General features: G+C 58.3%; 21 protein-coding genes. 12 read left to right on the top strand and 9 right to left on the bottom strand.

The window, feature by feature from the left end; translation table 11 throughout:
- The first annotated feature begins 81 nt into the window (after positions 1-81).
- Entirely contained in the window at positions 82-447 is a 366-nt protein-coding gene (locus AC3IUF_RS13425; RefSeq protein WP_007912217.1) for a histone-like nucleoid-structuring protein, MvaT/MvaU family, read from the top strand.
- A gap of 218 nt (positions 448-665) precedes the next feature.
- On the opposite strand, the gene AC3IUF_RS13420 is transcribed toward AC3IUF_RS13425, so the two are convergent.
- Complete coding sequence (locus tag AC3IUF_RS13420) at positions 666-1,184, bottom strand: DUF4946 domain-containing protein (protein WP_007912218.1); 519 nt, start codon at positions 1,182-1,184, stop codon at positions 666-668.
- A 139-nt stretch (positions 1,185-1,323) separates the two neighbouring features.
- Between AC3IUF_RS13420 and gloA the strand changes: the two genes are divergently transcribed.
- Positions 1,324-1,845 (top strand): lactoylglutathione lyase, encoded by a 522-nt coding sequence (gene gloA / locus AC3IUF_RS13415; protein WP_007912219.1) that lies wholly within the window; start codon positions 1,324-1,326, stop codon positions 1,843-1,845.
- 374 nt (positions 1,846-2,219) lie between these two features.
- Here the strand turns inward: gloA and ahpF are convergent, their stop codons facing one another.
- From ahpF to AC3IUF_RS13400, 3 genes are all read right to left on the bottom strand, one after another.
- Positions 2,220-3,782, bottom strand: a complete 1,563-nt coding sequence (gene ahpF / locus AC3IUF_RS13410; protein ID WP_489281255.1) for an alkyl hydroperoxide reductase subunit F — start codon at positions 3,780-3,782, stop codon at positions 2,220-2,222.
- Positions 3,783-3,906: 124 nt separating this feature from the next.
- Positions 3,907-4,470, bottom strand: coding sequence for an alkyl hydroperoxide reductase subunit C (gene ahpC / locus AC3IUF_RS13405; protein ID WP_007912224.1), 564 nt, complete (start codon positions 4,468-4,470; stop codon positions 3,907-3,909).
- Positions 4,471-4,607: 137 nt separating this feature from the next.
- A complete protein-coding gene (locus tag AC3IUF_RS13400; protein ID WP_489281253.1) occupies positions 4,608-5,546 on the bottom strand; it encodes a site-specific integrase in 939 nt (312 codons plus the stop codon).
- A gap of 177 nt (positions 5,547-5,723) precedes the next feature.
- Between AC3IUF_RS13400 and AC3IUF_RS13395 the strand changes: the two genes are divergently transcribed.
- Positions 5,724-6,740, top strand: coding sequence for a DNA-binding protein (locus tag AC3IUF_RS13395; RefSeq protein ID WP_489281251.1), 1,017 nt, complete (start codon positions 5,724-5,726; stop codon positions 6,738-6,740).
- Here the strand turns inward: AC3IUF_RS13395 and gorA are convergent.
- Positions 6,737-8,095 (bottom strand): glutathione-disulfide reductase, encoded by a 1,359-nt coding sequence (gene gorA / locus AC3IUF_RS13390; RefSeq protein ID WP_123375112.1) that lies wholly within the window; start codon positions 8,093-8,095, stop codon positions 6,737-6,739. The two genes, AC3IUF_RS13395 and gorA, sit on opposite strands and share 4 nt — an antisense overlap.
- Before the next feature lie 128 nt (positions 8,096-8,223).
- On the bottom strand, positions 8,224-9,063 hold the full coding sequence (gene galU / locus AC3IUF_RS13385) for a UTP--glucose-1-phosphate uridylyltransferase GalU (RefSeq protein WP_007912230.1): 840 nt from the start codon (positions 9,061-9,063) through the stop codon (positions 8,224-8,226).
- Between the two features lie 258 nt (positions 9,064-9,321).
- Between galU and AC3IUF_RS13380 the strand changes: the two genes are divergently transcribed.
- Positions 9,322-9,507, top strand: coding sequence for a hypothetical protein (locus AC3IUF_RS13380; protein WP_007912238.1), 186 nt, complete (start codon positions 9,322-9,324; stop codon positions 9,505-9,507).
- 136 nt (positions 9,508-9,643) lie between these two features.
- Complete coding sequence (locus AC3IUF_RS13375) at positions 9,644-9,931, top strand: hypothetical protein (protein ID WP_123375111.1); 288 nt, start codon at positions 9,644-9,646, stop codon at positions 9,929-9,931.
- A 3-nt stretch (positions 9,932-9,934) separates the two neighbouring features.
- On the opposite strand, the gene AC3IUF_RS13370 is transcribed toward AC3IUF_RS13375, so the two are convergent.
- Positions 9,935-10,165, bottom strand: coding sequence for a hypothetical protein (locus AC3IUF_RS13370; RefSeq protein ID WP_007912247.1), 231 nt, complete (start codon positions 10,163-10,165; stop codon positions 9,935-9,937).
- A 71-nt stretch (positions 10,166-10,236) separates the two neighbouring features.
- Positions 10,237-10,593 carry a hypothetical protein gene (locus AC3IUF_RS13365; RefSeq protein WP_007912249.1) on the bottom strand — a complete coding sequence of 119 codons (357 nt, stop codon included), beginning with the start codon at positions 10,591-10,593 and terminating at the stop codon, positions 10,237-10,239.
- Between the two features lie 210 nt (positions 10,594-10,803).
- On the opposite strand from AC3IUF_RS13365, the gene AC3IUF_RS13360 reads away from it, so the two are divergent.
- The 5 genes from AC3IUF_RS13360 (at position 10,804) to ada (ending at position 13,942) form a co-directional block, all read left to right on the top strand.
- Entirely contained in the window at positions 10,804-11,106 is a 303-nt protein-coding gene (locus AC3IUF_RS13360) for a DUF1883 domain-containing protein (protein ID WP_007912251.1), read from the top strand.
- A gap of 28 nt (positions 11,107-11,134) precedes the next feature.
- Positions 11,135-11,311, top strand: a complete 177-nt coding sequence (locus tag AC3IUF_RS13355; RefSeq protein ID WP_007912252.1) for a hypothetical protein — start codon at positions 11,135-11,137, stop codon at positions 11,309-11,311.
- A gap of 93 nt (positions 11,312-11,404) precedes the next feature.
- The gene (locus tag AC3IUF_RS13350) at positions 11,405-12,115 is read left to right on the top strand and encodes a 2OG-Fe(II) oxygenase (protein WP_489281247.1); all 711 of its coding nucleotides are present in this window, start codon (positions 11,405-11,407) and stop codon (positions 12,113-12,115) included.
- 5 nt (positions 12,116-12,120) lie between these two features.
- Positions 12,121-12,786 carry a DNA oxidative demethylase AlkB gene (gene alkB / locus AC3IUF_RS13345; protein WP_489281245.1) on the top strand — a complete coding sequence of 222 codons (666 nt, stop codon included), beginning with the start codon at positions 12,121-12,123 and terminating at the stop codon, positions 12,784-12,786.
- An 88-nt stretch (positions 12,787-12,874) separates the two neighbouring features.
- Complete coding sequence (gene ada / locus AC3IUF_RS13340) at positions 12,875-13,942, top strand: bifunctional DNA-binding transcriptional regulator/O6-methylguanine-DNA methyltransferase Ada (protein ID WP_489281243.1); 1,068 nt, start codon at positions 12,875-12,877, stop codon at positions 13,940-13,942.
- Between the two features lie 31 nt (positions 13,943-13,973).
- Here the strand turns inward: ada and acuI are convergent, their stop codons facing one another.
- Positions 13,974-14,957, bottom strand: a complete 984-nt coding sequence (acuI, locus tag AC3IUF_RS13335) for an acrylyl-CoA reductase (NADPH) (RefSeq protein WP_489281241.1) — start codon at positions 14,955-14,957, stop codon at positions 13,974-13,976.
- 187 nt (positions 14,958-15,144) lie between these two features.
- Here acuI and AC3IUF_RS13330 point away from each other — a divergent pair, with 187 nt between their 5' ends.
- Positions 15,145-17,580 carry an autotransporter gene (locus AC3IUF_RS13330; RefSeq protein WP_489281239.1) on the top strand — a complete coding sequence of 812 codons (2,436 nt, stop codon included), beginning with the start codon at positions 15,145-15,147 and terminating at the stop codon, positions 17,578-17,580.
- A gap of 98 nt (positions 17,581-17,678) precedes the next feature.
- Positions 17,679-18,743, top strand: coding sequence for an NAD(P)H-dependent flavin oxidoreductase (locus tag AC3IUF_RS13325; RefSeq protein WP_489281237.1), 1,065 nt, complete (start codon positions 17,679-17,681; stop codon positions 18,741-18,743).
- The last annotated feature ends 20 nt before the right edge of the window (positions 18,744-18,763 follow it).

The following is an 18,763-nucleotide window of genomic DNA, read 5'->3' as shown; positions in this document are numbered from 1 at the left end:
CACCGAGTCGCTTCAAGGCTCTTGGCTTATTAGCTTTGTTTGCGGTTGGTATCAGCCAAACACACTATTGGAGTAAAGATATTGTCCAGACTCGCTGAATTTCGTGCAGCTGAAAAGGCCCTTCAGGAACAGCTCAAGCAGCTGGAATCGCTGAAGAACGATGCCGGGCTCAAGAAAGAAATCGAATTCGAAGAAAAGCTCCAGGGGCTGATGAAAACCTACGGCAAAGGCCTGAAAGACATCATCGCCATCCTCGATCCGAACCCGGCAAAATCCGGTCTGCAGACCTCTGCAGCGCCTAAAACCCGCCGCGCTCGCGTGGTCAAGGTTTATCACAACCCGCACACCGGTGAACTGATTGAAACCAAGGGCGGCAACCACCGCGGCCTGAAAGCCTGGAAGGAACAATACGGTGCCGCCACCGTTGACTCCTGGTTGCGCGGTTAATCCCTTGCCAACAAAAAAGCCCTGCATCATGCAGGGCTTTTTTATTGACAATATCTAACAAATGAAATGAATTTCATCGAAGAAGTTTCGAGTTTTCTGTAACGTTGCTGAGCCAGACGCCAAACATTTTGCTGCGCGATGTTACGATCATGACCCACGTTAAACTTTGTACTTAATCCCTTCGGGTATCTAACCTTCGCGGTGAAGAGTACAGCGGCTTAAAGTTTCAAGCTGTTTCTCGCCGCCACTATCTCGTCTGCGCTCGCCTTATAAACCTCAGCTTGCCCGGCGTAGGAAAGAACATAAGCCTTGTCCGCCTCTACCGCCGCTACCAGGGTTTGCGACAACACATGCCGACCGTTTTCGGTGATCGTGCAAGTGGTTTCCAGCGCCGACAAAGAACCCAGCGTCGCCGCATGCACTTTGTTGCAGACGCTTTGGTAGCCGCCCTGGAAGAAGTCCTTCTGTATCGACTTGCGCATTTCCAGCAGCACGCCCTGCAAATTGACCTGGTGGCCCTTCTCAACCTGAGTCATGGTCAATTCCATCACCATCACCTGATTGCCATTGGCATCATTCTTCACCGCTCGCTGACGGGAAACCTGTGCCGTCACCGGAGGCAGCGCCTCGACTTCCCAGCCGGCCGGCCAGGTGATGCTCGGTTCGTCCGCCGACGCGCACACCGCCACCAGCGACAAAAAAGAAAAAACAAACAGGGATTTGAACAGTCGGATCATTGCCGGGCGCACTCACAGATTGAGCGGTAAAGTCTGAGGCTCGCCCGCACGCAGGGCAAGCCTGCCCTTTCATTTGGCGATGCCGACAGGCATGCGTATCATTGCGCCCATTCACTCGCCCATAGTTATTGGAGGGCCCATGAGCCTGCACGAACTCAACACTTTCCCCGGCGTCACTGCCACCCCAGACAGCGCAACCCGCAACTTCGTCTTCAACCACACCATGTTGCGCGTCAAAGACATCACCCAATCCCTGGACTTCTACACTCGCGTGCTGGGTTTCTCGCTGGTCGAAAAACGCGACTTCCCGGAAGCCGAGTTCAGCCTGTACTTCCTCGCGCTGGTCGACAAGGCACAGATCCCGGCTGACGCAGCGGCTCGCACCGAGTGGATGAAGTCGATTCCAGGCATTCTGGAACTGACTCACAACCACGGCACTGAGAACGACGCCGATTTCGCTTATCACAACGGCAATACCGACCCACGTGGTTTTGGCCATATCTGCATTTCGGTGCCGGATATTGTCTCGGCCTGTGCGCGTTTTGAAGAACTGGGCTGCGACTTCCAGAAGCGTCTGAGCGATGGCCGCATGAAAAGCCTGGCGTTCATCAAGGATCCGGATGGTTACTGGGTCGAGATTATTCAGCCTGCGCCGCTGTAAAAGCAAAAGCCCCTCACCCTAGCCCTCTCCCTGGGGGAGAGGGAACTGATTGGGGGATATTGCAGAGTTACACCGACTTGAACGATTGGCGTTGAATCCATAATCGATTAGGTCTTACAAGTCGACGCACCACTTCTCGGCCGGCTCCCTCTCCCACAGGGAGAGGGGCTGATTGGGGGATATTGCGCAGGTTCACCGACTTTAACGGCTGGCGCTGTATCCATAATCGACTGGCGCTTTCAGGTCGATGGAAAACGCCAGACACCTCGGTCGGCCCCCTCTCCTTCGGGAGAGGGCTGGGGTGAGGGGCAGCTTTTCACGCGCAATAAAAAACCCATGATCGCTCATGGGTTTTTTCATTTCTGGCCCGGCAGTTACGCAGGAGCCGAAGTACGGATCAAGTGATCAAAAGCGCTCAGCGAAGCCTTGGCGCCCTCGCCCACCGCAATCACGATCTGCTTGTACGGCACAGTGGTCACGTCACCCGCTGCAAAGATGCCTGGAATCGACGTTTCACCGCGGTTATCGACAATGATCTCGCCACGCGGCGACAGCTCGATGGTGCCCTTCAGCCAGTCGGTGTTCGGCAACAAACCAATCTGCACGAAGATCCCTTCCAGCTCGACAGTGCGCTGCTCGTCAGTGTTGCGATCCTTGTAGCGCAGACCGTTGACCTTCTCGCCATTGCCGGTGACTTCAGTGGTTTGCGCACTGGTGATCACGGTGACGTTCGGCAGGCTGTGCAGCTTGCGTTGCAATACGGCGTCAGCACGCAGTTGTACGTCGAACTCCAGCAGCGTTACGTGCGACACGATCCCGGCCAGGTCGATGGCCGCTTCGACGCCGGAGTTACCGCCACCGATCACTGCCACGCGCTTGCCCTTGAACAATGGGCCGTCGCAGTGCGGGCAGTACGCCACGCCTTTGTTGCGGTATTCCTGCTCGCCCGGCACGTTCATTTCACGCCAGCGCGCACCGGTCGCCAGAATCACACTCTTGGCTTTGAGGGTTGCGCCGCTGGCGAAGCGGACTTCATGCAGCTCGCCGTTTTTGCCCGGGATCAGCTTGTCGGCGCGTTGCAGGTTCATGATGTCGACGTCGTACTGCTTGACGTGTTCTTCCAGCGCCGTGGCCAGTTTCGGCCCTTCGGTTTCCTGCACGGAGATGAAGTTCTCGATAGCCATGGTGTCGAGCACCTGACCGCCGAAACGCTCAGCCGCGACGCCGGTGCGGATGCCTTTACGTGCAGCGTAAATCGCTGCCGAAGCACCGGCCGGGCCACCGCCGACAACCAACACGTCGAAGGCCTCTTTAGCGCTGATCTTCTCGGCCTGACGCTCGATGGCGCCGGTGTCCAGTTTGGCGAGAATCTCTTCCAGGCCCATGCGGCCCTGGCCGAAGTTTTCACCATTGAGGTAGATGCTCGGCACGGCCATGATCTTGCGATCGTTGACTTCGTCCTGAAACAACGCGCCGTCGATGGCGACGTGGCGAATGTTCGGATTGAGCACGGCCATCAGGTTCAGCGCTTGAACGACGTCCGGGCAGTTCTGGCAGGACAGCGAGAAGTACGTCTCGAAGCTGAACTGGCCTTTGAGCGAGCGGATCTGCTCGATCACTTCAACACTGGCTTTCGATGGGTGGCCGCCGACTTGCAGCAAGGCCAGCACCAGCGAAGTGAACTCGTGGCCCATCGGGATGCCGGCGAAACGCAGACTGATGTCAGCGCCCGGGCGATTGATCGAGAACGATGGCTTGCGTGCATCGTCACCGCTGTCGATCAAGGTAATTTGGCTCGAAAGACTGGCAACGTCTTTCAGCAGTTCCAGCATTTCACGGGATTTCGCACCGTCGTCGAGGGAGGCAACGATCTCGATCGGCTGGGTGACCCGTTCCAGGTACGATTTCAACTGGGCTTTAAGATTGGCGTCCAACATACGGGCGATTTCCTTTATTTGAGGCGAAAAAAAGCCCGAGCGAATCTCGCCCGGGCATTTTTATGGGGCGGTGCAGCTAACTTAAGTAGGTGCGGAGATCCGCCCCGAGTTGCGTGTCACAGACTTAGATCTTGCCGACCAGGTCCAGGGACGGTGCCAGAGTGGCCTCGCCTTCTTTCCACTTGGCTGGGCAAACTTCGCCTGGGTGAGCAGCAACGTACTGAGCGGCCTTGATCTTGCGCAGCAGCTCGGAAGCGTCACGGCCAACGCCGCCATCGTTCAGTTCAACGATTTTGATCTGGCCTTCAGGGTTGATCACGAAGGTGCCACGGTCAGCCAGACCAACTTCTTCGATCAGCACGTCGAAGTTGCGGGAGATGGCGTGGGTCGGGTCGCCGATCATGGTGTATTCGATTTTGCCGATGGCTGGCGAAGTGTTGTGCCAGGCAGCGTGAGCAAAGTGGGTGTCGGTGGAAACGCTGTAGATCTCTACGCCGAGTTTCTGGAAGGCAGCGTAGTTGTCAGCCAGGTCTTCCAGCTCGGTTGGGCAAACGAAGGTGAAGTCGGCTGGGTAGAAGAACACGACCGACCACTTGCCTTTCAGGTCAGCGTCCGAGACTTGAACGAAGTCGCCGTTTTTGAACGCGGTAGCTTTGAACGGTTTTACTTGGCTGTTGATGATAGGCATTGATGACTCTCCGTCAGGGGTTATGAAGTTGATGGGTGAATCCTACCCACTCACTCGACGGATGGCTCATTGGCAAACCTGATGCTGCTGATTTGTTTTCGCTATTAGCTGACTGTATTAATAGAAGAAAACGATCTCTACGACGAAGCCGGTTTATCCGTAATCCGAGCCATTCCCTGGAATGGGCTGGCTTCAACATAGCGCATCGCGGACTTCATATCCTTCCAGCCGACGTAGCTCATCAACGACTTCAGATCCCAGCCACTTTGGTGTGCCCATGTGGCAAAGCCTCGGCGCAGCGAGTGGCTGGTGTAGTTTTCGGCGGCAATGCCCGCACGCTGCAACGCCTGGCGCAACAGAGGGATGATGCTGTTGGCGTGCAAGCCCTCCTCGTTCAGATTGCCCCAGCGGTCGATGCTACGAAAAACCGGGCCACGCACCAGCGCCGCCTCAGTGATCCAATCGATGTAGGCCTGCACCGGACACAACTTGAGCAGCGCCGGCGCTTGATAGGTCTGGCCGAGGTTTTCCCGATCACCCTTGCTGCGTGGCAAATACAAGGTAATGCCTTTGCCGGCGTGCGCCTGTACATGCTCGATCTGCAAACGACACAACTCATCGCTGCGGAAGCCGCGCCAGAATCCCAGCAGGATCAAGGCGCGATCGCGGTAAGCCTTGAGCAGTAACGGGCGATCCTGTTGCTCTTTCGCGGTTTGCACCTCCTGCTCAAGCCAATCGATGACGCGCTGCAGATCCTGCAACTGCAACGGCTCGGCCTGTTTCTCCTGCGCCGGGTGCAGAGCACGAATGCCTTTGAAGACCTTGCGCACCACTGGCGCCTTGGTCGGATCGGCAAACCCTTGACTGTTGTGCCACTGCGCCAGCGCCGACAGACGCAGTTTCAGCGTATTGGTCGACAGCTCTTGAGCGTGCGCTACCAGATACCGCGCGACGCTGTCGGCCGTGGCCGGCAAGAACCCGCCCCACTTCACTTCGAAATGCTCGATGGCCGCGCGATAGCTACGGCGGGTGTTGTCGCGGGTGGCCGCTTGCAGATAGCGATCCAGATCGCTCATGGGCTGTTTTCTCGCTGGCGTACTGATATGGGGATGCAGATGCGCATTTTGCCGCCTGACACTGGGTAATACCAGTATATCCCGCGCCTTGATTATCAAAGTTTTATGTTTATTTTTGAGATGGTACACTGTGTACTTTAGTGGCATGTACCACAGTACGTAACCGTAGGAGTTCACATGGCCCGTGGCGGCATTACCAAAGCACTGGTGCAGATCGCGCGCACAGCGATCCTCGCCCGTGGCGAACACCCGAGCATCGATGCAGTACGCATCGAAATGGGCAACACCGGCTCGAAAACCACGATCCATCGTTATTTGAAAGAGCTGGATGACGGCGCGCAGCCCGTTGAAGCCTCGGCGGAGCCCATCGATGACGAGTTGACCGCCCTCGTCTCTCGTCTCGCCCAGCGCCTCAAAGAACAGGCGCAAGAGCCCATCGAGCAGGCCCGTGCGCAGTTCGAGGAACAGCGCGAAGCACTGGAGTCGGAGCTGAAACAAACGCGCCAGGCGCTGGAAAAGCTCGAACACGACCATGACATTCAAGGCGCTGCACTGGCGCGCGAGTCCGAAGCGCTGAACAACACGCGGTCAATGCTGCAAACCGAGCAAACCCGCAATGCCGGGCTGAATCAGGCACTGGCGGATTTTGAATTGCGCTTGCAGGACAAGGACGAGCAGATCCGCTCGCTGGAAGAAAAACACCTGCATGCCCGTGACGCGCTGGAGCACTACCGCAACGCCAGCAAAGAGCAGCGCGAGCAGGAACAGAGCCGCCACGAAGCGCAGGTGCAGCAGATTCAGGCCGAATTGCGTCAGGCGCAGCAAAGTGCATTGGTCCGCCAGGACGAGATCACCCAACTGCACCGCGACAACGAACGCCTGCTCACGGAAAACCGTGGCACCCAGCGCGAACTGAGCCTGTTGCAAGATCAGCTCAAGCAGAGCAATCAGCGTCAGGATCAACTGCTCGAACAAGCGACCCGCGTCGACAGTGAGCGCACCCTCCTCCAGGAACGCTTGCGCGTAGCCACCCTGGAAAGCCAGACACTCAAACAGAGCGTCGAGGAGCAGACGCTGCTCAACCAGTCACTGGAAAAGGAATTGAACAAGGCCCAGGCAAGCCTGGAAGAAAGCCAGCGTCTGGCGCCCACCGTTGCGGCAGCGCCAGACTCAGCCAAACCGAAAGACGCTTAAGCGCCGACCGGCGTACGCATGGTGACGAATTCTTCGGCGGCCGTCGGGTGTACCCCGATCGTGTCGTCGAAGTCACGCTTGGTTGCGCCAGCCTTCAACGCTATCGCCAAACCCTGAACGATCTCGCCAGCGTCCGGGCCGACCATGTGGCAGCCGAGGACTTTGTCGGTCTTGCCGTCGACCACCAGCTTCATCAGCGTCTTCTCCTGGCACTCGGTCAGGGTCAGCTTCATCGGTCGGAAACGGCTCTCGAAGATCACCACATCATGACCCGCGTCGCGCGCTTCTTCCTCGGTCAAACCGACCGTGCCGATGTTCGGCAGGCTGAACACCGCCGTCGGGATCATCTTGTAATCCACCGGACGGTATTGCTCAGGTTTGAACAGACGACGCGCCACGGCCATACCTTCAGCCAATGCCACTGGCGTCAGTTGCACACGACCAATGACATCGCCCAGCGCCAGAATCGATGGCTCGCTGGTCTGGTATTGCTCGTCGACTTTGATGAAGCCTTTGTCGGTGAGCTGCACATCGGTGTTTTCCAGCCCCAGATTGTCCAGCATCGGACGTCGACCCGTGGCGTAGAACACGCAATCCGCTTCCAGCACACGACCATCCTTGAGGGTCGCTTTCAAGCTGCCATCGGCCTGCTTGTCGATACGCGCGATGTCAGCATTGAACTGCAGATCCAGACCACGTTTGGTCAACTCTTCCTGCAAATGCTTGCGCACCGAACCATCGAAGCCGCGCAGGAACAGATCACCGCGATACAGCAGCGTGGTATTTGCACCGAGGCCGTGGAAAATCCCGGCGAATTCGACCGCGATATAACCGCCGCCCACCACCAGCACACGCTTTGGCAGCTCTTTGAGGAAGAACGCTTCATTGGAACCAATTGCGTGTTCGCGCCCCGGAATTTCCGGAATCTGCGGCCAGCCACCGGTGGCAATCAGGATGTTTTTCGCGGTGTAGCGCTCACCATTCACTTCAACCTCATGCGGGCCAACGATCTTCGCGTGCGCTTCATGCAGGGTCACGCCGCTGTTGACCAGCAGGTTGCGATAGATGCCGTTGAGGCGATTGATCTCGCGATCCTTGTTGGCGATCAGCGTCGCCCAATCGAAATTCGCCTCACCCAGGCTCCAGCCGAAACCGGACGCCTGCTCAAAGTCTTCGGCGAAATGCGCGCCGTACACCAGCAGCTTTTTCGGCACACAGCCGACATTGACGCAGGTCCCGCCCAGATAACGGCTCTCCGCCACCGCCACTTTCGCACCGAAACCGGCCGCAAAACGCGCAGCGCGCACACCGCCGGAACCGGCACCAATCACATAAAGGTCAAAATCGTAGGCCATTTCTATCTCCTCGGCAGGGGATCAGCATACCTGCAGACGCCCATTGGGCAAGCACTGCCAGTCATATGGGGGCGCAAAATGAAAAAACCCGCCGAAGCGGGTTTTTCTTACAGACCAATCAAGCGCTCTTAGTAAGCCTTGCCAGTCTTGTAGAAGTTCTCGAAGCAGAAGTTGGTCGCTTCGATGTAGCCTTCAGCGCCACCGCAGTCGAATCGCTTGCCTTTGAACTTGTAGGCCATGACGCAGCCGTTCTGGGCTTGTTTCATCAGGGCGTCGGTGATCTGGATTTCGCCGCCCTTGCCTGGCTCGGTCTGTTCGATCAGGTCGAAGATGTCCGGGGTCAGGATGTAACGACCGATGATCGCCAGGTTCGACGGCGCGTCTTCCGGCTTTGGCTTCTCGACCATGCTGTGCACGCGGTAGATGTCGTCGCGAATCATCTCGCCAGCGATAACGCCGTATTTGCTGGTTTCCTGCGGATCGACTTCCTGGATGGCGATGATCGAGCAGCGGAACTGCTTGTACAGCTTGACCATCTGGGTCAGTACGCCGTCGCCTTCGAGGTTGACGCACAGGTCATCCGCCAGGACCACGGCGAACGGTTCGTCGCCGATCAGCGGGCGGCCGGTCAGGATCGCGTGACCCAGGCCTTTCATTTCAGTCTGACGGGTGTAGGAGAACGAGCACTCGTCGAGCAGTTTGCGGATACCGACCAGGTATTTCTCTTTGTCGGTGCCTTTGATCTGGTTTTCCAGCTCGTAGCTGATGTCGAAGTGGTCTTCCAGAGCACGCTTGCCACGACCGGTGACGATGGATATTTCCGTCAGGCCGGCATCCAGAGCTTCTTCAACGCCGTACTGGATCAGTGGCTTGTTTACCACCGGCAGCATTTCTTTAGGCATGGCTTTAGTCGCTGGCAGGAAGCGAGTACCGTAACCGGCTGCTGGGAACAAGCATTTCTTGATCATATAAGTCCTTGAAAGGGCTGTGTGTACGAGTTTCGGCGCAGTCTAATCAGGCGGCGTGCACCTTACAATGCCCCGCACTGGCTAACCGATGCCAACATAGAGAAATATTCTCGCCGATAGTTCCATCGGCATCCTGACGCAGCCAGATCAGCGTAGCTCATAGCTGTCGACAATCCGGATTACCATACGCTCATCGCCCCCCAATGCCAGCATTTGGCGGTATCATGGCGCCTTTGAACCAGCGAACGAGACAGATAGATGGCCGCGGTAAAAATCATCAACGGGTATGTGATCGACAAGAAAGACGGCAAGTGGACGCTGACCACCACCAATGGCGAACACATCGCCGGGCCTTTCGACAGCGAACAAATGGCCACCGATGTGGCTTCCGTATTCACGGACACTCCGGCATCGGCCAAGCGCCGCGGCAAAGATCAGGACTGATCAGTCCCGACACGCCCCAGCCCTGCCCTTGTGCAGGGCTTTTTTGTGCCCGCTGACAAACAAGTGGCCAAACGCTATAACCTTTTCACACCGGCGCTGTCAGAGCGTCTAGTCCCCCTTGCTGAAGACCCCGAACATGACTTTGAAAAAATGGCTGCCCCTGATAGCGGTATTGGCACTGGCCGGCTGCGCGACCTCCCAACCTACGTACCTGAACAACGGTGAACAGGGCCTGTCGATCGATTGCTCCGGCGAAGCCAACTCCTGGGCGACCTGCTATGAAAAAGCCGATGCGTCCTGTGCAGGCACCGGTTATCGCATCGTCGGCACTGACGGTACGCCTCAGCCCAAGGAAAGCGACAAAACGCTGGGAGTCGATGTCGGCAACTACAAGAACCGCAGCGTTGTCGTGGTCTGCAAATAGACCTTACATATGAATTTCGGCGAATTTGATCCCGAGTCCGCGTACGACTTCGATCAGATCGTCGAGACGGTTGAACGACTCGACTTCGTCGTTTTCGTCGACCAGAAAATAACTGCGTCCGGCGCTCTTCTTGAAAAACACGATCCACTCCCCCGGATTCGCCGGGTTCTGGATGACATGGGTGGCAGAGATCAGGCCCTCTACGTGGCGCTCCCGTACTTGCTCTCGCTTCATCGCGACTCCAGAAATGAAAATGCCGTCACAGCATGACTGCGACGGCATCGTTGCTGATGACAATCAGTCTATCAGCCGGAAATACACGCATTGGCGGCGTTTCGCACATCACGCGGACGTACTGGCACATTCGACATGCGCTCATGCAACTTGATGCTGCTGCCGCCGGAGCGATCTTCGATATCAAATACCGCTGCCGCGCCGGTGGAAAATTTACCCGGGACGATCACCCGAACCCCGTCCTTGTGCGGCTGCATTTGCAGCGCACCGCGGCTGTCCGCCAGCTTCTCGGCCAGGCATTGGGCATATTCATGGGGTTTCTTGCCGGAGATTACGCTCACGGTCGGCAGCGTTTCATTGATTTCGGAAACACTCGCACAACCACCCACAGCCAGAATCAACGGTAGACACACCACACCCCACTTCATACAAAACCTCCGTTAAAGACCGTCCGACAGCACAAATGCCGTTTTTCTCCGGGGCCTTCTGCATTTAACCCGCATCCGATTGCGAATATCTGTTCAAAATTGTCAAACCAACGCCCGACGGCCAGATAATAACCCGTGCGGGCTGATAAACTGCGCGCAATTACAAGCTATCGTTTTGATTTTGTAGAAAAAGCCCTTCTGGAGGCGCCCATGAAATTCATTCACCAGCGCGAACACCTCAACGAAGACGACATCGTCGTCATCCAATGCTCGCAAATGTGCAACATCCGTCTGATGAACGACGCCAACTTCCGCAGCTTCAAAAACGGCGGCCGTCACACCTATCACGGCGGCGCCTTCGACACCTTTCCGGCCCGTATCACCGCGCCGAGCACCGGTTTCTGGAACATCACCATCGACACCGTCAACCGCCGTGCGATCAGCGTGACCCGCAAGCCGACGCTGACTCACTCGATCAAGATCATCCGCCGCTCCAGCACCAAACTCAGCTGAGACAAGCCGTCCAACCAGAAAGGAATGCATGACCGTGGCCCAAACGACCAAATACGTCATCAAATACAAACTCAACGGTGAACGCCGCTTTGAGTTCGCGCAGCTGGAAAACGGCACTGCCGAAGAAGCCAAGGCTGCTTTGGATGCCCTTCACGGCCAGAGCGACGACGTGATCAGCGAGATCGCCGTCAGCAAAGCGCTGTAAGCATCGACAGGAATTCGACCGCAAGCGGCGGAGTGTTCTGCCGCGAGGCCCTGCCTAGACTGATTTTCTTCGACCAAGCGTCAAGGAGTCAGCATGTCGATGTCACCCTCTCGTCTGGATTCACTCGACTGGGCAAGCCTTGAGCGGCAACTGGATCAGGACGGCTACGCGATCGTCCGTTCGCTGCTGCTGGCTAAAACCTGCGATCAATTGAGTGCGCTGTATCAGCAGACCGAACCGTTTCGTTCGCAGGTCATCATGGCCCGCCACGGTTTCGGTCGTGGCGAGTACAAATATTTTCGTTATCCCCTGCCGACACCCGTAGAACGCCTTCGCGGCGCGCTGTACCCGCGCCTGGTTGCCTTGGCCAATCGCTGGTACGAACGCATGAACCTGCCCGAGCGTTTTCCGCCGAGCCATGCCGAATTTCTTCAGCGCTGCCATGCCGCCGGTCAACTACGCCCTACCCCGCTTCTTTTGCAGTACGGCGCGCAGGACTACAACTGCCTGCATCAGGACCTGTACGGCGAATCGGTGTTTCCGCTGCAAGTGGCGATACTTCTGTCAGAACCCGGGCAAGACTTCAGTGGGGGCGAATTCGTTCTCACCGAGCAGCGCCCGCGCATGCAGTCTCGCCCGCACGTACTCGATCTGACGAAAGGTGATGCGGTGATCTTTGCCTTGAACCAGCGCCCGGTCAAAGGCGTGCACGGTGATTATCGGGTAACGATGCGCCACGGCGTCAGTCGCCTGCACAGTGGAAAAAGGCATACCCTAGGCATCATCTTTCACGACGCCACCTGACCTACATGCAACCGAACACTTTCGATCTGTTCGCCGATCATGAACCCGAGCAACGCCCCCGCGCCGAGCAGATTGGCGAGCAATCGTGGCTGCTGCATGGTTTTGCCCTGCCGCTGATCGAGCAGATCCTGCCGGCGCTGGATACGATTCTTGCCGCAGCGCCGTTGCGCCACATGGTCACGCCGGGTGGATTCAGCATGTCGGTGGGCACCAGCAGTTGCGGCGCTTTGGGCTGGATCACTGATCGCTATGGCTATCGTTATTCAGGCGTCGATCCGCTCAGTCATTTGCCATGGCCGCCAATGCCTGAAGTATTCGCGGCACTGGCGCACTCGGCAGCCGCGCAAGCCGGATTCGCTGACTTCAACGCCGATTCCTGCCTGATCAACCGCTATGTCCCCGGCGCCAAGATGTCATTGCACCAGGATAAAGACGAAAAGGCCTACAGTTCACCGATCGTTTCGCTGTCACTGGGGTTGCCGGCAATGTTCCTCTTCGGCGGTTTCAATCGCAGCGACAAGAGTCAGCGCATTGCCTTGCTGCATGGCGACATGGTGGTCTGGGGTGGCGTTGATCGCTTGCGTTTTCACGGTGTACTGCCGATCAAGCAAGGACGGCATCCGCGCCTGGGGGAACAGCGGATCAATCTGACCTTTCGCGTGGCCGGATAGTCTGCAAAAAATTTGACCGCAAGGCCCGGAGTGTTGCGCCTTGCGACGCTGGTTAACCTGAATCAAACAGGTCAACGGACAAACCCTCATGAAAACGCTTTCGACTCCTTTCACGATTGAAACAGACCCACGCTGGGCCGCTGTGGTTGCGCGAGATTCACGGGCGGACGGGCAATTTGTCTACGCGGTGAAAACTACCGGCATCTACTGCCGCCCGAGCAGCCTTGCGCGCTTGCCGAAACCGCAGAACGTCGAGTTTTTCGATACCGCTGAACAGGCCGAGGCTGCCGGCTATCGGCCGAGCAAAAGAACCAGCAAGGATCAAAGTGATGTCGCCGCGCAGCATGCCGCGACCGTCGCCATTGCCTGCCGCCAAATCGAATCCGCCGAGACGTTGCCGGCGCTCAACGAACTGGCGCAAACCGCTGGCCTGAGTCCGTTTCACTTCCATCGTGTCTTCAAGGCCGCGACGGGGTTGACGCCCAAGGGCTACGCAACGGCGCATCTCTCGCGCAAAGTCCGTGAGCGCCTGGCAGACGGCGGCTCGGTAACCGATGCGTTGTATGACGCCGGTTTCAATTCCAATAGCCGTTTCTATGAATCAGCAGATCATTTGTTGGGGATGAAACCCGGCGACTATCGCGCGGCCGGGAGGAACAACGACATTCGCTTCGCCGTCGGCCAATGCTCGCTAGGAGCGATTCTGGTGGCGCAAAGCGAGCGCGGTGTGTGTGCGATTCTGCTGGGTGACGATCCGCATCAATTGGTGTGCGATCTGCAGGACCAGTTTCGCAAGGCCAACCTGATTGGCGCCGATAGCGGTTTCGAGCAATTGATCGCCAGAGTCGTGGGATTTATCGAAGCGCCGGCGATTGGCCTGGACCTGCCACTGGACGTGCGAGGCACGGCGTTTCAGGAACGCGTGTGGCAGGCGCTGCGGGAAATTCCGTTGGGCCAGACGGCCAGCTACGCCGAGATTGCCCAGCGCATTGGCGCACCGACATCCATGCGCGCGGTAGCCCAGGCCTGCGGGGCCAACCGTTTGGCGGTGGCGATCCCTTGCCACCGCGTGGTGCGCAGCGATGGCAATCTTTCGGGCTATCGCTGGGGCGTCGAGCGCAAACGTCAATTGCTTGAGCGCGAGACACAGGCTTGACGGATGCCGAGGTCGATCGCGACTGACATTGTCAGCGATTAACGTCCACTACAACCCGCCCGCGAAGCTGTCCGGCAAGTAACTTCGGCGCCGCATCAATCGCCTCGTTCAGGCCGATTTCATGGCTGATCAATGCCAGCAAGGAGAAATCCAGATCCCTGGCCAGACGCTCCCACGCTTCGAGGCGGCGCGCCTTGGGCTGGGTCACGCTGTTGATGCCGGCTAGTGTCACACCACGCAAAATGAACGGAGCAACCGACGCCGGGAAATCCATGCCCTGCGCCAGACCACAGGCGGCGACGGTGCCTTCGGAGCGAGTGCTGGCGCAGGCATTCGCCAGCGTATGACTGCCTACCGAATCGATCACCGCTGCCCAGCGCTCTTTGGCCAGTGGCTTGCCGGGCGCTGACAAGGTCGCGCGGTCGATGATTTCAGCGGCGCCCAACTGCTTCAGATATTCATGCTCGGAAACACGGCCGGTGGATGCGACGACGCGGTAGCCGAGCTTGCTCAGCAAAGCGATGGCGAAACTGCCAACGCCACCGTTGGCCCCCGTGACCAACACCTCACCCTGATCGGGCGTCACGCCATTACGTTCGAGTGCCAGAATGCACAGCATCGCCGTATACCCGGCCGTACCGATGGCCATGGCTTGCGCTGCGGTGAAGGCTTTGGGCAAAGGAATCAGCCAGTCGCCATTGAGTCGCGCCTTCTGCGCCAGACCACCCCAGTGATTTTCGCCGACACCCCAGCCATTGAGCACCACCTGATCACCCACCTTATAGTCGGGATGGGAACTGGCTTCTACGCTGCCCGCCAGGTCGATCCCCGGCACCATCGGAAACTTGCGTACCACCGGACTGCTGCCGGTAATCGCCAGCCCATCCTTGAAGTTCAGCGTGCTGTACGCAACAGCGACGGTGACATCGCCTTCGGGCAACTGATCTTCGTTGACTTGCTGCAGGCTGGCGCGATAACCGCTGTCGTCTTTGTCGATCACAATGGCGTTGAACATGACTGCCTCGTATGACTGTTTTCAGAATGTCGTGCCTTGAAATACCACATTGCAACACGCTGCCACATACGACTTTGTGCCAATCGGCGAATCCGCCGGGTATTTCCAACACGGGCGACTATGCTTTTTCGACGGTCGTGGTTTCACCGTTATTCCTTCAGAAATCGGCCTGTCGATGGAGCTGACAATGCCTTACCCGCGCTCGTTTCTCATGATGTTGATGCTGTGCCTGCTGACGTTCGGCAGTGCCTGGGCGGCACCGGCCGCTGAGACCCCGAGCGAGCCGACCTGGCCGCAAGTGATCAGCAGCGGCAAAGCGAAGCTGACGGTCTATCAGCCGCAACTCGACAGTTGGGACGGCTACACCCTCAATGCTCGTGCGGCGGTTGAAGCCACCAACGCCGATGGCAAATCAACCTACGGCATTGTGCAGTTCAGCGCGCATACGCTGGTCGACAAGGCCACGCGCTGGGTCGCGCTGGATCAGTACAAAATCATCAAAGCCGATTTCCCGGCCGATGCCAGTCAAGCCGACACTTGGATCGCAGCCCTGCAGAAGGACGCCGACAACCGCAAGAAAACCATTTCGCTGGATCAACTGGAAGCGGCTGTCGGCGTTCTGTCAGCCGAGCAGAAAACTGACAACGCGCCGCTGGAAAACACGCCGCCGACCATCATCAGTTCTGACGTTCCCGCCCTGCTCGTCTATATCGATGGCGATGCGGCCTACCGATCGGTGGACGGCACGGCGCTGCAGCGGGTGATCAATACTCGCCCGCTGTTGTTGAAAGACGCGCAGGGCAAACATTATCTGCACGTCTTTGATGGCTGGATGGTCGCGGACCAGATCAATGGCGCGTATACCCGCCTGGCCACACCGTTTGCCGAACTGGAAAAAGCCAAACAGGCCGCCATTCAGAGCCGGCAAGTCGATCTGCTGACCGGGCAAAGCGACCCGAAAGACAAAATCCCCAGCCTGGCCAGGTCACCACAACCAAAGATTTTTGTCGCGACCACGCCCACTGAATTACTGGTCACTGACGGCGCAGCGCAATGGACGCCCATTCAGGGCACCGGTTTGCTGTATGTCAGCAATACCACCGGGCACATCTTCAAGGAGATCGGTGACCAGAACAGCTATGTGCTGATCTCCGGGCGCTGGTTTCGCGCCACCGATATGAATGGCCCGTGGACGTTTACCCCGGCAGACAAGCTGCCGGCAGATTTCGCCAACATTCCCGATGACAGCCCGAAGGAAAACGTCAAAGCTTCGGTCGCCGGCACGCCGCAAGCCAAAGAGGCCGCCATTGCTGCGACTATTCCACAGACGTCGGCGATCAAAAAAAGCGCGGTGAAAATGACCGCGCCACAGTTCGATGGCGAGCCGCAACTCAAAGCCATCAACACCACGACGCTGCAATATGTGGTCAACAGCGCTACGCCCATTATCCGAGTCGACAACGACAGCTGGTACGCCGTGGAAAACGGTATCTGGTTCACCGCTACCGGTGTGAACGGCCCGTGGGTTGTCGCCAGTTCCGTGCCAGCGGTGATCTATTCGATCCCGCCGAGCTCGCCCATGCATTACCTCACGTACGTCAAGGTCTACGAGTCCAGCGGCGATACCGTGGTGGTCGGCTACACGCCGGGTTATCAGGGTTCAAATCTTGATCCGAACACGGGCGTCGTGGTGTATGGCACCGGTTATCCCTACACGCCCTGGGTGGGCAGCGTCTGGTATGGCCCGCCGGTGACTTACGGTTTCGGCGTCGCCATCCGCTATACACCGTGGACGGGCTGGACTTTCGGTTTCGGTTTTGGCTGGAGTTGGGGCGGCAGCACCGTGGCGATGGGTTGGGGCTGGGGCGCGTACCCGTGGTGGGGCAATTACGGTTGGGGTTATGCCTGGGGGCCGCACCTGTACCCGGCGCCACTGGCCTGGGGTGGCGCCGCTTACGGCTATCGCGGTGGCGCGGTGGCCTGGGGACCTGGCGGCTGGGCCGGCACAACCGGCAACCTCTATCATCAGTGGGGTGACCGGGCCACGGTCAGCCGCTATGGCGCGGGCTACAACGCCTGGACCGGCAATCGCTGGGCCGGCCAGGTCGGTGCTTCCTACAACTCACGCACGGGCGTCGCGGCTGCCGGTCAACGCGGTGCCGTGCACAACGTCTACACCGGCAATTACGCAGCCGGACGCAGCGGCGCGGCAGTCGGGCCGAACGGTGGTGCCATTGCCGGCGAAAGGGTCACCGCCGGCAATGCGCGTAACGGCACGCAGGTCACCGCCAATCGTGGCGCCGTGTACAACCCCAACACCGGCAACACCACTCAATATGGCGGGATTCGCGGGCGCAATGGCGGCGCTGCACGCGTGGGCGACAACGTTTACGCAGGACGCGACGGCAACGTCTACAAGAAGACCGACAACGGCTGGCAATCGATGGTCGGGGGCGCGACTCGCACTGCCCCGGTCAATAACAATGCGCAATTGCAGAACCTCAACCGTGACTCCGCTGCGCGCAACTTCGGCAACCAGCGCACCAACAACTTTCACAACTCTTCGCAATTCATGAATCACTCGTTTGGCGGCGGTGGAGGCGGCGGATTTCATCGACGCTGAAAAACTGCACGGGTTGTTCTGAATTTCGAACTGGCTGCGGATCCGGTTTTGCTGTTAAAAAACCGGCTCTGCCTTTCATAGTTTGGAGTACAGCCTTCATGAGCCAATGGCCAGACACGCGCCTTCTTGACCTGCTCGGCATTGAACTGCCGATCATCCAGGGCCCGATGGCCGGCGCGACGAATTCGTCCATGGTCATCGCCGTGTGCAATGCCGGTGGCCTGGGTTCGATGCCGGCGGCGATGCTGAGCATCGAGCAATTGCGCGAAGAGCTGAAGACCATTCGCCAACACACCGACAGGCCCTTCAACGTCAACTTCTTCTGCCATCAGCCACCGCCGGCCGATGAGCAGCGCGCGCGTGAATGGAAGCATTTGCTGGAACCGTACTACCGCGAACTGGGCGCCGATTTCGACGCACCGACGCCGGTGTCGAACCGAGCACCGTTCGATGCGGCAGCCTGCGCAGTGCTGGAAGAATTTCGACCTGAGGTTGTGAGTTTCCACTTCGGTCTGCCAGAGAAATCCCTGCTGGATCGGGTCAAGGCGACCGGGGCGAAAATTCTGTCCTCGGCCACCACTGTCGATGAAGCGATCTGGCTGGAGCAGAACGGTTGCGACGCGATCATCGCCATGGGCTACGAGGCCGGCGGCCATCGCGGCATGTTTCTTAGCGATGATCTGAGCAGTCAGGTCGGCACGTTTGCCCTGGTGCCTCAGGTGGTCGATGCGGTGAAAGTGCCGGTGATTGCTGCCGGGGCCATCGCCGATGCTCGCGGTGTGGCAGCGGCATTCTTGTTGGGCGCTTCAGCAGTGCAGGTCGGCACAGCCTATCTGTTCACGCCGGAAGCGAAAGTCAGCGCCGCTCACCACAAAGCACTGCGCACCGCCAAAGAGAGCGAAACAGCGATCACCAATATTTTCACCGGGCGACCAGCGCGGGGTATTCTCAACCGCGTCATGCGCGAGCTGAGTCCGATGTCGTCGAAGGCACCGGCATTTCCCTTGGCCGGTGGTGCACTGATGCCACTGCGAGCGATCAACGAAACAGAGTTTGCCAACCTCTGGGCCGGTCAGGCATTCACTCTCGGTAAAGACATCGGCAGCGCTGAGCTGACCCGGCAATTGGCCGAAGGTGCATTGGCAAAACTCACTCGCCAGTGACGCTAAACAGAGTGAGGATT

This window comes from Pseudomonas sp. KH_040, from assembly GCF_057839305.1.
This window is presented reverse-complemented; position numbering and strand designations above follow the sequence as displayed.

Coding starts and splice junctions, on each gene's coding strand:
- AC3IUF_RS13350 (WP_489281247.1), top strand. CDS start 11,405: ATGTCGATGTCACCCTCTCGTCTGGATTCACTCGACTGGGCAAGCCTT.
- alkB (WP_489281245.1), top strand. CDS start 12,121: ATGCAACCGAACACTTTCGATCTGTTCGCCGATCATGAACCCGAGCAA.
- AC3IUF_RS13375 (WP_123375111.1), top strand. CDS start 9,644: ATGACTTTGAAAAAATGGCTGCCCCTGATAGCGGTATTGGCACTGGCC.
- ahpF (WP_489281255.1), bottom strand. CDS start 3,782: ATGTTGGACGCCAATCTTAAAGCCCAGTTGAAATCGTACCTGGAACGG.
- gloA (WP_007912219.1), top strand. CDS start 1,324: ATGAGCCTGCACGAACTCAACACTTTCCCCGGCGTCACTGCCACCCCA.
- AC3IUF_RS13400 (WP_489281253.1), bottom strand. CDS start 5,546: ATGAGCGATCTGGATCGCTATCTGCAAGCGGCCACCCGCGACAACACC.
- galU (WP_007912230.1), bottom strand. CDS start 9,063: ATGATCAAGAAATGCTTGTTCCCAGCAGCCGGTTACGGTACTCGCTTC.
- AC3IUF_RS13420 (WP_007912218.1), bottom strand. CDS start 1,184: ATGATCCGACTGTTCAAATCCCTGTTTGTTTTTTCTTTTTTGTCGCTG.
- AC3IUF_RS13330 (WP_489281239.1), top strand. CDS start 15,145: ATGCCTTACCCGCGCTCGTTTCTCATGATGTTGATGCTGTGCCTGCTG.
- AC3IUF_RS13325 (WP_489281237.1), top strand. CDS start 17,679: ATGAGCCAATGGCCAGACACGCGCCTTCTTGACCTGCTCGGCATTGAA.
- AC3IUF_RS13380 (WP_007912238.1), top strand. CDS start 9,322: ATGGCCGCGGTAAAAATCATCAACGGGTATGTGATCGACAAGAAAGAC.
- AC3IUF_RS13370 (WP_007912247.1), bottom strand. CDS start 10,165: ATGAAGCGAGAGCAAGTACGGGAGCGCCACGTAGAGGGCCTGATCTCT.
- AC3IUF_RS13355 (WP_007912252.1), top strand. CDS start 11,135: ATGACCGTGGCCCAAACGACCAAATACGTCATCAAATACAAACTCAAC.
- ahpC (WP_007912224.1), bottom strand. CDS start 4,470: ATGCCTATCATCAACAGCCAAGTAAAACCGTTCAAAGCTACCGCGTTC.
- AC3IUF_RS13365 (WP_007912249.1), bottom strand. CDS start 10,593: ATGAAGTGGGGTGTGGTGTGTCTACCGTTGATTCTGGCTGTGGGTGGT.
- gorA (WP_123375112.1), bottom strand. CDS start 8,095: ATGGCCTACGATTTTGACCTTTATGTGATTGGTGCCGGTTCCGGCGGT.
- ada (WP_489281243.1), top strand. CDS start 12,875: ATGAAAACGCTTTCGACTCCTTTCACGATTGAAACAGACCCACGCTGG.
- AC3IUF_RS13360 (WP_007912251.1), top strand. CDS start 10,804: ATGAAATTCATTCACCAGCGCGAACACCTCAACGAAGACGACATCGTC.
- acuI (WP_489281241.1), bottom strand. CDS start 14,957: ATGTTCAACGCCATTGTGATCGACAAAGACGACAGCGGTTATCGCGCC.
- AC3IUF_RS13395 (WP_489281251.1), top strand. CDS start 5,724: ATGGCCCGTGGCGGCATTACCAAAGCACTGGTGCAGATCGCGCGCACA.